General features: G+C 55.5%; 9 protein-coding genes. 2 read left to right on the forward strand and 7 right to left on the reverse strand.

What is annotated here, in order from left to right; translation table 11 throughout:
• The first annotated feature begins 161 nt into the window (after positions 1 to 161).
• Entirely contained in the window at positions 162 to 1,676 is a 1,515-nt protein-coding gene (gene cls, locus RSSM_RS12045) for a cardiolipin synthase (protein WP_008678663.1), read from the forward strand.
• A gap of 64 nt (positions 1,677 to 1,740) precedes the next feature.
• Here the strand turns inward: cls and RSSM_RS12050 are convergent, their stop codons facing one another.
• Positions 1,741 to 5,196, reverse strand: a complete 3,456-nt coding sequence (locus tag RSSM_RS12050) for an NACHT domain-containing protein (RefSeq protein WP_008678664.1) — start codon at positions 5,194 to 5,196, stop codon at positions 1,741 to 1,743.
• Between the two features lie 592 nt (positions 5,197 to 5,788).
• Between RSSM_RS12050 and RSSM_RS12055 the strand changes: the two genes are divergently transcribed.
• Positions 5,789 to 6,859, forward strand: coding sequence for a helix-turn-helix transcriptional regulator (locus RSSM_RS12055; RefSeq protein WP_081613757.1), 1,071 nt, complete (start codon positions 5,789 to 5,791; stop codon positions 6,857 to 6,859).
• Here RSSM_RS12055 and RSSM_RS12060 read toward each other — a convergent pair.
• The 6 genes from RSSM_RS12060 to RSSM_RS12085 all read right to left on the reverse strand — a co-directional run.
• On the reverse strand, positions 6,807 to 7,772 hold the full coding sequence (locus RSSM_RS12060; protein WP_008678671.1) for a hypothetical protein: 966 nt from the start codon (positions 7,770 to 7,772) through the stop codon (positions 6,807 to 6,809). The genes RSSM_RS12055 and RSSM_RS12060 overlap by 53 nt on opposite strands.
• Positions 7,769 to 8,488 carry a class I SAM-dependent methyltransferase gene (locus RSSM_RS12065; RefSeq protein ID WP_008678673.1) on the reverse strand — a complete coding sequence of 240 codons (720 nt, stop codon included), beginning with the start codon at positions 8,486 to 8,488 and terminating at the stop codon, positions 7,769 to 7,771. The genes RSSM_RS12060 and RSSM_RS12065 overlap by 4 nt, the downstream gene beginning before the upstream one ends.
• Positions 8,485 to 9,207 carry an N-acyl amino acid synthase FeeM domain-containing protein gene (locus tag RSSM_RS12070; protein WP_008678674.1) on the reverse strand — a complete coding sequence of 241 codons (723 nt, stop codon included), beginning with the start codon at positions 9,205 to 9,207 and terminating at the stop codon, positions 8,485 to 8,487. Before RSSM_RS12070 ends, RSSM_RS12065 begins: the two co-directional genes overlap by 4 nt.
• 623 nt (positions 9,208 to 9,830) lie before the next feature.
• A complete protein-coding gene (locus tag RSSM_RS12075) occupies positions 9,831 to 10,895 on the reverse strand; it encodes a potassium channel family protein (protein WP_008678677.1) in 1,065 nt (354 codons plus the stop codon).
• 175 nt (positions 10,896 to 11,070) lie between these two features.
• Complete coding sequence (hisA, locus tag RSSM_RS12080) at positions 11,071 to 11,793, reverse strand: 1-(5-phosphoribosyl)-5-[(5-phosphoribosylamino)methylideneamino]imidazole-4-carboxamide isomerase (protein ID WP_008678679.1); 723 nt, start codon at positions 11,791 to 11,793, stop codon at positions 11,071 to 11,073.
• A 233-nt stretch (positions 11,794 to 12,026) separates the two neighbouring features.
• The coding region (locus RSSM_RS12085; protein WP_044302389.1) for a sulfatase-like hydrolase/transferase at positions 12,027 to 13,347 on the reverse strand (1,321 nt) is incomplete at its 5' end.

Below are 13,347 nucleotides of genomic sequence, written 5' to 3' on the forward strand. Positions count from 1 at the left end.
AGCCAATGTCGCATGAATTGCTTGACCTGAATTCCGGCGAAGTCAGCGACGGGAATCGGAAACGTCCAGATTCAAAGACGCGCTAACCCACCAAGTTCAGGCAGACCGCGGCGAGAGCCTGCCTCCCCACCTCGAATCGTCCGCCACCGACTCAATCGCTCATGTCAGCATTCCTGCTTCAAACTTTTACGGATTGGTGGGGACTTCTGATCCCTGCCACATTGTTGCTCTTGCACTCACTTGCGGTGATTTCGGCGCTGCATGCCATCCGCAACGTGAGAACGAGCCAAGCTGCAGTTGCATGGACCGTGGGGCTTCTTGCGCTTCCGTATTTTGTATTGCCTGCCTATTGGGTTCTCGCGCGGAGTCGCTTTGCAGGCTACCGCGAAGCGATCCGCAGCGTCGGCCGCAAACACCGAGAGACGCTCAGCAGTATCGAACGCGAACTGTTGACCGCCTCCGACGTCCGCTCGACTTCACTGACGACGCCGCTAGAACAAGTCGCCGATATTCTCGACACACCCATTAGTGACAACAATCATTTTCAACTATTGGTCGACGGCAATGCGTTCTGCGAAAAACTGCTCGAACAGATTTCGGTCGCCCGGGGGTACGTCTACGCCGAGTTCTACATCATTCGCGACGACCATTTCGGAAACCGATTCGCCGACGCACTCATGCAAAAAGCAAAAGAAGGAGTCGTCGTGCGGCTGCTTTACGATGAGGTCGGCTGCCTCAGTTTGTCCGCCGCATACCTCCGACGTCTTCGCGAAGCGGGAGTCGACGCCAAACCGTTCAACACACGACAAGGATGGGTCAACCGTTTTCAATTGAACTTCCGCAACCACCGAAAACTACTGGTTGTCGACGGGGAACTCGCGACCGTCGGCGGGCTCAACATCGGCGACGAATACCTTGGTAACCACGGATGGGTGACTCGGTGGCGAGACACCGCGATAGCAATCGAGGGCGAGGCAGTTAAAAAAATCCAAGCGGTCTTTGCGGCCGATTACTACTGGGCCGAACGAAACAGCTTGCCCGAAGCGAACTGGCGACATCACTCTCCGGACGAAAAGGAAACGCTCGCTAACAACGACTCGCCCGATTCATCGAATGCGGCAGGCAACCAAGGCAGCGCGGCGTTGTGTGCAACCGGACCAGCCGATACGCGTGCCCGTGCGACCATGATGTTTGCCGCCGCAGCGAACGCGGCAGACACCCGAATTTGGATCAGCACCCCCTATCTCATTCCCGACGAGACCACGATCACTGCACTATCAATGGCCCGGGCCCGCGGCGTTGACGTTCGCATCCTGATCCCGAATATCCCGGACCAGTGGTTGGTTTACCTCGCAGGGTATCATTACGAGGCAGAACTCAAATCGCTCGGCATCGCAATTCATCGATACACCGATGGATTCCTTCATCAAAAATGCGTGCTCGTTGACGACTCACTCGCGTTGATCGGATCGACGAACCTAGACAACCGGTCGTTGCACCTCAACTTCGAATTGATGATCGCGGTGGATGCTCCCGACCTCGTTGCGGAAGTTGCCAAAGTACTCAAGGACGACTTCGCCTCATCAAGCGTCGCCGAGGCGAGTCGTCCACACCTACAACCGTGGTACGGCCGGATCGGAACGGTGATCGCCCGACTCTTCAGCCCCATTCTTTGAATCGAGAATCAAACGCACCGATCGCAACCGGCATCGCTGCATCTACTGAGAGCTGAAACTTGCCTCACCGTGGCTTAACGCGTTTGTTTCCCAAGCCGATCTGGTGCAAATGAGCGAGCAGTTCAGGGTCATGTCGATACCGCTCTACAACACGGGTGAGGTTCTTCTTCCAGGAACTAAAACTCGGCGGCCTCCCGTCGTCGTAGCACGCACTGAGGTGTTCCCCTAAGGATGTTTCGTACTGCGAATCCATGACCGTGCAGATCACTCGATGAATGGTTTCTCGATCGACAGCGTCATGCTGGTCGCCTCCTTCCGCAACGACGTGCCAGTAGCTCAAGAAATCACTCCGTTGACGCGGAGGTAACTCCTGGGCAATCTTCGCAATGGCTTCCGGTGTCGAAAACTGAACCGTCGACATCGGCCCTTCCACTCGGCAAGCAATCTCATTGCCGTCCGCATCCATAATTCGATCGGAATAAACCAGCCAGTGAGAGCGAACGGCAAACGACTCCAGCACCGCCTCGAGACTCTCGTTGTCGGCTGCGCGTTGCAGCAACTGAGCAGGATCCCACTTAGCCAAACGACGCCCCAAACGTTGCACGAGCCCATCCAAACAACGACGACGCTGCGGGTCACTCGTTTCTCGAAACGCCTTGCTCGCGTCGTCCAATAGGGCCACCCATTTCACCCATTCATCGGGAGTTCCGCCTTCCCCGCACAACGCAGTAGCCGACTCGGTTAGCAACATGTCGAGTGACTCATCGTGACGAACCAGTCGCCTCATCGAATGCACCAACTCGTCCACAACCTCTCCATCAGCCAGAAACGCAGCCCCGACTCGCGAAGCCCCTTCGACCATTTGTGAAATCTCGCGGAGCAACGTCCGGTCCGCGTTTCGCAAGGCATCCACCGTCAACCGAGCGAGGAATCTGCGTTTGCACTGCATTTCCTTGTGTGACCTGCGCGATACGGTTTGGTAGTACGCGGCGAGAGCCACCCGACGCTCGCTCCCCCGCGTCGTTCGCAAGATACGCCCCTCGAGCCATTGCCTGTCCAGCCAGACCGATCGACTCGCCGACATTTTCAAGAGCGACCGAATCGTGCCATTTGCCAGAGAGACGCCTCCCCGTTCCGCGACCTTCTTGAGAACGCTCCTATCCGACGAAGATCGCAACGCGTCCATCGCGAGCGCCCGAGTCGATTGCTGCAGACACTCATCCATCGCGATCATCGAAACGACATCTGCGCCGTATTGGTATGTTTGCCCAACGAGTCGCCCCAACGAATTCGCCGTCTCGGAGTGATCCGGAGCGGACGATGCAATCCGAATCATCAACCGGTCTCGCTCGCCACATTCCAGCAGTGCCGGCGGCTCGTTCTGAACGTCACTCTCTGGCAGACAGGACCGATTCGCTGGCAGCCCCGACGTTTCGCCAATGGCCTCAGCTGCGATTGACGACTGCTCGGAACAATCGGATATCCACTCGTTCAAACCATACTCACACACCAATTCCGATGGCGCGTGCTCGACGATCAAACGCAAAACTCTCAAGTCGAGATCCGAGCGGCAGCTCGCCGATTTCAACAGGTAGCGAGGATCGAGTTCCGCGAGCACCTTTACCGCCTGCGCCGTGACGGGCGAATCGGCGTCGTGCAAAACAACGTGCAAAAGCCTCTTGCAGAGCGACGGCACTAGCTTTTTCGATCGATCGCTTTTCCATCCCGCAATCGTCGCGATCCGCCCCATCCGAATCGTGATCTGGTGGAACCGATCCTCCTTTGCGTACCAACATTCCATGCTGCGATAGCAAACCTCACGAAATGCGCCGGGCAAGGCGGCCGCGTAACAGAGAATTCCAAATTGTTTCACCGACACCATCGCCTGGTCGATAAAGTTTGTCTGTTCCTCTTCGTGAAGGTCCTCGGCAACAAACATTGCGACGAAGAACTTTTGAAACGAATCGTGCAGGAAACGATACTCATCGACTACCGTATCGGCTCGATCAAAGAATCGGCTTCGTAGGATCGGAACCTCACTGAGCCCAACACGTTCCACTCGCCATTCGAGGTCGCACCCGAAATAGACGTCGCGCCTCGATTGTGATTTGAACCAAGACTCGTAGGCCATCCGGCTGACCGCACGCACGTGCTCGGTCGTCAGGGAAGTGGCGACAGGTGACTTTGAGTTTTCCCGCTTGCGAACCCAACCGACGATCTGCTGCAACACCTCGCCGAGGTTGATCTGCCCACGACTCGCCTTGGCATCTGCCAAATAAATAACGAGCAGCGAAAACAAGTATGGGTTGCAGGCATATTCGTTCAATTCAGACGACGCCAGAACCGCTTTCAAAATGGATTCGACATCAGTCGAAGGAAATCGACCACGCAGCAAATTCGTCGCCAACGCACGCGATTCATGAGGACGCAAACGATCGAGTCGATACGTGCCGACATGCGATTCATCGCACAGCAATCGAGGTAGACCGGACGGACGCGACGTGATCAGCGTGACACAATGACGAGATTCTTCTTCGATGCGTTCGGCGATAACCACGCGCAACGATTCGGGAACTTCATCCCACCCGTCATACAACCACAGAAAACGATCGTGCTGTGACGCAAGTTCACGAAACCGGTCCGCCGCAATTTCCTCATCGAGTCCGTCACACTCGAGCGTCGCGAAAAAGAACTCACCGATAGTACGCCCCGGATGCTCCTCGAGCGATCGAGCGTACTCGTCAAGATTGACGACAAACGCCATATCAAAATCTCGCAAGCGCCCGCGTGTTACTGCGATCGCAGTCGCCTGCATTAAGGTGGACTTACCACTGCCCGGACCTCCGACAATGACGCTCCTGCGAAACGTTCGCGATGCGATCGCGGAAACGTCGACTCGAGGAGCCTCACACGTGGGATCGCTGCGACTTACCTCTTCGCACGCATACAATTCCACGTACATGCGATCGAGCGACTCGGACAACTCTCCCGGAACCGCCGAGGGAAGATGCGTCCATCGGGTGGCGGTGCAAAGCTGTTCGAGCCAACATCTCAACCCCATCTCGAGGTGCCGGTTGCCCTCCCGAGCACGCTCGGATTCCGCGGCTGAACTTTGTGCGACTGAACTTTGTGCGACTGAACGTTGCGCAACAGAACTTTCTGCGGCGATATCGAAACCGTCGGTAAAACCTCCTTGCAGAAAACGCGAAATCGCTGCGTGAACATTGATCGCGGGCCGCAGGGCAAAATGCTCCTGCAAGAAAGATCGGGCGACCTGACGCAGTTGCACTGCACTGGGACGCCCCTCCACACCAAACCTCTCCATCCATCGATCGGCAATCGCGTCCAAATGCATCAAACATTGCGGTGGAACCACGTGTAGCAGCACAGCGAGTGTTTCCACCCGCCCGCGCACCGATTCCTCATCGCGAGGCCCGTCCCACGATGCGTCCGTTCGTGTTTCGCACGCGGAGAGGTACGCAAACGCTCGACGAAGTGTGTCTTGGCAGTTTGTGTTCATGTTCCGAGAGGAGCGTCGCGAGAATGCGTCACCTCTGTGCCGTCCATGGCCGCCGAACTGTTAATCTGCCCCCCAAACGTCCGGGATCAATGCATCGACACAATGGTCTGCATCTTCAGAAGCCACCAAATCCTTTTGCTACGTGTCACGGACAACCCATTCTCCTCGTCCAGCCCGATTCCATCGCGACCGTGATTGACGATGCAGCGCCGCAAAAATGATACAGCCCAGCAAGTACGCCCAAGAATACGCGATCAATACGGCCGCATGTAGCTCAAAGGCAAACGTCTAGCTAGATTAGACAACCCAAATCGCCCAATCATCCCGAAGCCCAAGTACATTGGACGTGCCTCTCTCGAAGAGGACCTTTGCAGCTAGACGGTTTCCCCCGAACGGCTAAAAAAAGGAGAATCGAACGGTTGAGAAGATGCCCCGAGTTGTCAAAACACTCGCAATAAAGAGCGTCGTCGACCCGTCTCAACACGCTCGATTCCCTTGAGGTGAAAGCTTAGTATCGATGTGATTTCAATGTGCGCAAGAAAAGCGCAGCCTCAAAATTTTCCTGACGCAATCTCGAAGAAATGGACCGTCCATGCCCCGTGGCAGCACCAAAATCAAGATTACCCGAAGAAAACTCGGATACTCTCAGCTTGATGTTTCCCTCCAAGCGGGGGTAGGCGTCCGTACACTCCAGTTGGCCGAAAGCGGCAAGGAAGAAGTCTCGGACAAAACGCTCCGGCTGATAGCCGATGCATTGGGCTTGCCACTTGAGGAGGCATGCCACCGCGACGAAGCCCTCTCCGAAGATGATTTCGACAAACTCCCATGGTCGATGTCACGTTTCATCCGCAGTCGCATCGCTCCGGGGCGCAATTCGTTTTGCCGAGATGAAGCCGACGTCAAAAAAGTCATCGGACGGATGCGTGAGAATTGGGCGGTGCACTTGGAAAACACCAAACCCGATGACGAAGTTCAATTCTTCTTCGATGCCGATGACAAACTCAACGAGCATTACTTCAGATACGAAGAGCGTTACCTTTCAATCTGGAAGAAGAACCCGTGGACGTTGATGCTCGCAACCGATGGCGATGAACGTCGTGGCGCGAGTGTTGTGTTGCCGGTCACCGACGAGGCATACGATCGGTTCTATCGTGGCGAAGTTTCATTCATGGATCTCGACGACAATGACATCGTCGACGAGAGTCAAAACCTCGTCCTCGACTCCGCCGTCGAATTCTGTGGCACCGGCAATCCGGCTTGGTATCGATTCACTGAAAGCCTTAGCTACGCTGTCTTTTGCCAGATCGCGATGTTATCGCTCGACCCGATGGGAGACGACTTCCGAATGATTTCGTTTGGCGCGAGCCCTCTCAATTTCAAACGTTTGCTTTCGCTAGGTTTCGAAGACTCCGGCTCGACGATGCCTGAGTTTGATTACCCGATCTGTCACTTCGCCATCGACCAAGACGAACAGCCCGACAACACCTACGCCCAAGCGACAACGACGAAACACTACGCACACCTGTTCAAACGGTTTTGCAAGTCTCCATCACGGGTGTTCGCAAAACGTCGCATCCTGACTCGCGTATTGCGGACGATGCAACCCGCCGTCAAGCCACAGCGACGGACGGTTGCGACGGATTCGAAGTCGTACGTGGCATAGTCACCTGCCGATGCCACTTGGGTTTGCTCTGCATCGCTCCTCCATACGCCTCGAGGAATCGGTAGTAAGGAAGCTCGCCGGCGTCGTGCTGTGTGCCAGCTGATCGACGCAGTTGATAGGTCACCTCGGATTGCTCAGCATGCAGATAGCCGGTACGGCGTCGCCAATCTTCACTCGACCACGACTCCAAATCCCGCAACACAGCCGGGCACATTCTGCGGGGGCCGCTGCGGATCTTCCACTCCCCGCCAACGACTTCCGCGAGGTCTTCGGTGACGACATTGCGATCACCACGCCGTAATTCCAGGCAACCGTTTTCGCGGTGCACCGACGAGAAAACGTCGTCGGCGACCAACTGATAGCGAGGTTCCCCGGAGTCGAAACGACTCATTGCAGCAAAACAAGTGTGTCCGATCTCAGCGACTCCATAGCAATGCAAAACCTCGAGCCGGCTACCGCACTTTGCCAACTCGTCTGAGATAAACGTCTCCAACGAACGAGGCATGTAATAGCCTCCGACGGCCCACAAGATTTCATCCGGAATTTCGAGCCCGGCCTCGATCGTCTGCAACAACATCTCAGCCCCAACGAGCGGCTGCCCCGCCATCACGACAGGCCGAAAGTCCAATGCAGCCAACCGCATCGCGCGGATAAACGTGGGCGGATGCAGATACGTGTCCACAAACGGCGCAACACCCTGCAGCCCCAACGCCGCTGGATAAGCACTTACAATCAGAGACCTCTCATGGAACCAATTGGCGAGTTCCGGAAAGGTCCTGACCAACTGCGTCATGCGTTGACCGTCGGATTGGCCGAGTACGCGAAACCCTTCGGGTGACAGCGACGTTGAACCGGCCGCGTACGATAACTCGCAGGTCCCTAATTCAAAACGGATGGTGGTGGGTCGAATCATCTCGCCTTCCCATACAAAATTTCGAACGGAGGTTCGGAACACAGATGCGGAAGCCGTCCCTCGCGAACCAACGTCGCCTTGACGTCCCACGTCGACAGGTCAAACCAAGCGCTGAACTTTCGCATTAAGAAAAACGGTTGCCAAATCTTGGTGCGTATCCAAGTGTCGTCGTAACTAAAAACACCCTCGGTGGCCTCGGGCATTTCGTGCGTCCAAGCTTGGTTCCAGTGAAAACCTTCTCGCGCAATGTCTTGGATTCGGCGAGACGTAAACGAATCACCCGGCACGACAAACGAAACATATCCACCGGGACGAAGCAACGCGTGTATCTTTTTCGCGGCCTCTTCCAAACCGGATTCGCAGTGAACGTGATTCCAATACCACGCGGCACTGACCAAGTCGAAGGATCCGTCTTCGGCTTCGAAGTCTTCGAACGTGGAGCAGTAGTACTGCGTCCGAGGATGTTCGTTCTGTGCGATCGCGATATCGATCAAATCGTCTGAACTATCGACACCGACGAGCGAATGAGCGTAGTCCTCAAGGATTTTTGTAGACTCACCATGCCCACAGGCGATATCCAGCGCGGATCCACAAGGCTCGCGAAGCATTTCCTGTAGTGCGAGTTCGTGACAGCGATGCACCGAGTCATAGTAGTCTCGTACTTGGTTCGCTTCGGATTTGTATTGATCGTAGTTCTGCCATTGGTAAACCGTCATTGAATCGTTCCTTGAGTACGTGAGGAAATGGCTGAAATTGCCGGAAGGGTTAGATGCTGAATCGTCGACGAGTGTTCCGCGTTGTCAAAGTCGCACGCCGCTTGCACGACATCCATCCACAACGGATCCTCCAAATCATCAAAGAGATCCGAGAAGAAAGAGCGTCGATTGGGATCCGCGGGCATCATCAACGCGACGCTCTCAGTTCCCAGGGCCGGATGCACAAAGTCAGACCCTTCAATGACGTGGAAACCCATCCGCCGGTAAAAAGGAACAAGAGTTGTTTCTGCATTGATCAGCACGAGCCGAGACGCGAGGCTGAGCTGGTCTTGCCACACGGCACGCACCATCGCCCGCAGCGTCTTCATCGAAGAACAGCGACTCCGGTGAATTCGAAACTTACACGTGGAGTAAATCTCGTCTCGAAACGTGCGGAGCAACTTCTGCGGATAGGCTTCTTCGCAGTCGATTTTGCCGTCCGCCAAACGCGTCGCCGTCATCGTTCCGACCGGACGATCATCGACAAAGAGGGCGTAGTGATAGCTGTACCGGTCGAATCCAAACTCAGAACGCTGCCCCTGCTCGTCCGATCGAATCTTTACGATCTGATCGTAGAGCGGGTTGTCTGTTCCAAAGTCTCGCTGGATCGAAAGTTTTTCTTCCCGCTGCTCCAACAGCGAACGAAAAGAGGGCGAAGCGAGGCCGGGTCCGCTGCGCATGATGACACCATTTAGCGAAAGCCTCCCGAGACAAACTGGTCGTGAGCAAACGCGTGATTTGGATCAGCATCCATGAGGCGACCGACACGGGAGGACGATCGATTGCCGCTCACCCTAGGCGGCAAAAGACATGAGGGGACACACGGGTGACATTCGCCTGTCCCTTATCATTTTTGATAGACGCTCGGCTTTGATCGCAGCCCCTTCCCGAAAGCCAAACGTCAATAAGGAATTACCCCTAATTTAAAGCCAAACTTTTGAGGCAGGCGGTACCGTTGAGGGGGTCCAAAAAATCTCCAGCTAAAAATTCTTGATGTCCTTTCAATGTCTCTTGTTTGATTCGCGAGACTTCCACTGTTTTTAGCTACTGCCGCATAGCTGAATTGTTTTTGTTTGTTAGAATAGACAAGCTGTTTCAGGGGTCGGACTTCGGTCTGGGTCGGGAAATGCCCCTCTCGTCCCCCCCTGGAACAGTTTTCTTCTAACAGATGCTTCGGCGACACTTTTCATCATGATGTCGTCGCTCTCTGCCTGCAGCATCGAGGCCAGTTTCACCGGTTGATCGCCAGCGAATGATGCGTGTCAATCGCGGTATTGATGGACGCGGCAAATCGACACACGCCCTAAGACAACGTTGCACCACGATAAGTGATTTGTTGGCGTTTCAACGTGTGGGCGGCACAAAGCTCAGCGAGGTCATCACGGTGACCTACCACGATCACCTTGTCACCGGCGGCCAACTTTCGGGTCCCCGAAGGGTTCATGTCCACACCGCCGTCAACTGACCGCACGGCGACAATTAAGAACCCACGGTTACCACGTACCTCGATGTCTTGAAGGCTTTTTCCCACCAAAACCGAAGTGTTGCCGATTTTCAGCTCTTCCATCTGCAGCCCGATCATCGACAGTTCATCTTTGAGTTGATGAGTCGCGTCATCTGAATTGAGCAGACTCTCGGCAGAAGGATGCAACAAAAGCTGCGTGGCCCTTTTCGCACCAATCGCGGCGGCCATCACCACATGATCCGCACCACAACGGCGCAAACGTTTTTCAGCCGATTGCGACTCGCCACGCGATACCACCTCAACGCTGCGGTTCAAATCCCGAACCGTTACACAAATAAACGCATTGAGCGCATCGTCCGGCAACATCGTGGCGAGTGATTTCGCGTACTCAATCCCGGCCTCTTTGAGCGTTTCTTCTTCCGTCGCGTTACCGAGCATCGCAAGCATCCCCGCTTCGTGTGCTTCGGCAACGCGGACCGGACTCTCATCGATCACTAGGAAAGGCCGTTCACGTTCTTGTAACTCGCCGGCGACGATGGACCCCATTCGCCCGAACCCACAAACGATCGTATGGTCCCGCAGTTTGGCAATGCCTTGACTCACTTGGCGACTCCGAAAAGCGTTGTGCAACTCACCGTCAATCAGAAACTGCATGAAGCCACCGACGGTATAAATGGCGGCTCCATATCCAAAAACAATCACAAAGATCGTCAGCACACGCAGAGACGTGGTTTCGACCGGGTGAACCTCGCCATATCCCACCCCAAAGATCGTGATCACGACCATGTACAACGCATCGCTAAGGGTCCATCCTTCACGGACATACCCGAACGACGCGACAACGCAGATCGATACAAAGACGATCAGGCCCGCGAAGATCCGGCGAAATGGTGATGGCGGCATATTGGAGATGCAGGTTCCGACAATCAGGCGCAAATGAAGAAAAGGAGGAACCCGAAACCTGACTCGTTACACGAGAAAGATGCATTCCCCTTCATTGGCAATCGAGGTGCGCGTCGCCGCCTGCGATAGATCCGCCGATCGCCTTCTTTAGAATGTCGGATTATACCCCCGTTTGCTAGCGGGCGATCTCGAGCACGCGAGATAAATCCATCACGCCGTCATATAACGAGCGTCCGATGATCGCGGCGGGCATTTTCATTGCAACGAGTTTCTCGACATCCTCGTAGGTGGTGACGCCACCGCTGGCGACCAAAGGAATGTCGGTTGCCGCGGCCATTTCACCGAGCCCATCGAAATTGGGGCCTTGCATCATCCCGTCGCGTGCGATGTCGGTGTAAATAATCGCCGCTATGTTCGCTGTTTTCTCTCGGAGCGTTTTCGCCAGCTCGATCGCGGTCACCTCACTCGTTTCGAGCCAGCCCTGCGTCGCGACGAGCCCGTCGCGGGCATCGATTCCCGCGGCGAGTTTTCCGGGATAGGCGTCGCACATCGCGGTAAACCACTCCGGATCCTTCAGCGCCCGCGAACCGACCACCAAACGAGACACGCCGGCGTCGATCAACGCGACAATCGTCTCTTCATCGCGAACGCCGCCGCCCATCTGGCACGGCAACCCGGTCGCCTTCACGATACGCTCAACCGCGGCACGGTTGGCCGCTGGGTCATCGCCACGGGCGGCATCGAGATCAACCAAGTGCAGTCGATCGGCGCCGCAGTCTTGCCACCGCTTGGCGAACTCCACCGGATCGTCGCCAAAGGTCGTTTGTTGGTCGTAATCGCCCTGACGCAACCTCACCGGTTTGCCATGTCGCAAATCGATCGCGGGCCAAATTTCCATCCGTCAGTTCCGTTTCAAAAGAGGGGCGTACCAATCAACATCATCTCGTAAACTTCTGCTCAGCGACGAATCGCTCGGCAGGAACCATGATCCAAAACGGGTGAAATTTCAAGGCAGCCCACCAGGCCGTAGAACGACCGGTGGACCAGCACGCTTTGTACGCCGCATTTGGACGCCGCATTTGGACGATGCCAGAGGAGGCCAAACGCCGCCTCCGCGCATGTCGTTTTCGCCTACTTCTTCGTCCCGGCAAAATGCTGAAGACGGCGAGTGATCTCACCTTTCGGATCGACCGGAAAACTAAATTCCAACGCATCCGGATCGATCGGGAACTCCCCGTCTCCGTTGGCGTGGAAGTAAGCCGCAATGTTGAGGACCTGCAACGCCTCGACCGCGTCACGACTTCGCTGGACCGATCGCATCAAAACGTCACGCGGGTCCGCCTTCCCGAGCAGTGCCAAAAATTCGATCGCACGCGCGGCAACCAACGGTTCGGAATCCAGCGTCAAACGCGTCGCCAATTTCAGCATCGAATCATCCGATGCTGCGGTTTCCCGAGCGTCATCATCACCGGCAACTTTGGAACTGGCCGCACAGAGCGCCCAATAGCGCACCCACGGGTCAGCCGAGTTCATCGCGGACAACAAAGGCGACGTCGCTTGGTCCCAAGGCATCAATGCGATGTTGGCCGTATCGATGTACTTGGCGATGCGGTCGTGATTTTGGATTCCAAATTGGACCGGATTGTCCAACCCTTCACGCAACCAAATCGCCTCGGGAAAGAATCCCAGATCATTCGTTTCCTTGAGGTGATCGTCGAGCAATTTTCGCATCTCCATCAAACGGCTACCGTGCTCGCCGGATGACGCAAGGTTTTCAACTTCGTGCGGATCATTCGACAGATCAAACAGTGCTTCGACCGGTCGGGGTTGGAAGAAGGCGAGTTGCTCGGGCGGCAGGTTGGACTCTTTCGCCAGTTCACGCCACTCCTGATACGCCAGCATTTCATAGCGATATTGATTCTCGAGCGAGTTTGGATACTGAGCCTCGAAGTAGCGAATGTATTTCCAATTGCCCACCCGGACTGCTCGGACGAGATCGTACTTTTCGTCCATCCGATCGGAGTAGCTGAACGTGGTGTCGCGTTTGTCCACCGACGTCGCTGACACCCTCGGTCCGAGAAACGCCTCACCGTCGAAAGCATCCGGAATCTCAACACCCGCCAAATTGAGAACCGTTGGTGCGAAGTCGATAAACGACACAAACCCGTTCGTGCGGGAACCCAATTCGCGGTCAACTCGATCGCGATAATTCTCCGGCACGCGAACCACGAACGGCACATGCAAACCGCTTTCGAACACATAGCCTTTCGAGCGAGGCAGGACACCGCCGTGGTCACCGAAGTAAAACACAAACGTGTTTTCGAGTTGTCCGGCGTCCTTCAGATCAGCAAGCACTTTTTCGACCTTCGAATCAATAACCGAGATTCGATCGCGATAGTAAGCCGCCGTGAATCGCGTCAGCTTGGTTTCGGGAAGATAGGGTGGAACGAAC

Origin of the sequence: Aporhodopirellula sallentina SM41 (assembly GCF_000346505.1) — a bacterium.
Taxonomy (GTDB): domain Bacteria; phylum Planctomycetota; class Planctomycetia; order Pirellulales; family Pirellulaceae; genus Rhodopirellula; species Rhodopirellula sallentina.

Bases quoted from the DNA above. Each gene is read 5' to 3' on its own strand.
- cls (WP_008678663.1), top strand. From the start codon at position 162: ATGTCAGCATTCCTGCTTCAAACTTTTACGGATTGGTGGGGACTTCTG.
- RSSM_RS12050 (WP_008678664.1), bottom strand. From the start codon at position 5,196: ATGAACACAAACTGCCAAGACACACTTCGTCGAGCGTTTGCGTACCTC.
- RSSM_RS12055 (WP_081613757.1), top strand. From the start codon at position 5,789: ATGCCCCGTGGCAGCACCAAAATCAAGATTACCCGAAGAAAACTCGGA.
- RSSM_RS12060 (WP_008678671.1), bottom strand. From the start codon at position 7,772: ATGATTCGACCCACCACCATCCGTTTTGAATTAGGGACCTGCGAGTTA.
- RSSM_RS12065 (WP_008678673.1), bottom strand. From the start codon at position 8,488: ATGACGGTTTACCAATGGCAGAACTACGATCAATACAAATCCGAAGCG.
- RSSM_RS12070 (WP_008678674.1), bottom strand. From the start codon at position 9,207: ATGCGCAGCGGACCCGGCCTCGCTTCGCCCTCTTTTCGTTCGCTGTTG.
- RSSM_RS12075 (WP_008678677.1), bottom strand. From the start codon at position 10,895: ATGCCGCCATCACCATTTCGCCGGATCTTCGCGGGCCTGATCGTCTTT.
- hisA (WP_008678679.1), bottom strand. From the start codon at position 11,793: ATGGAAATTTGGCCCGCGATCGATTTGCGACATGGCAAACCGGTGAGG.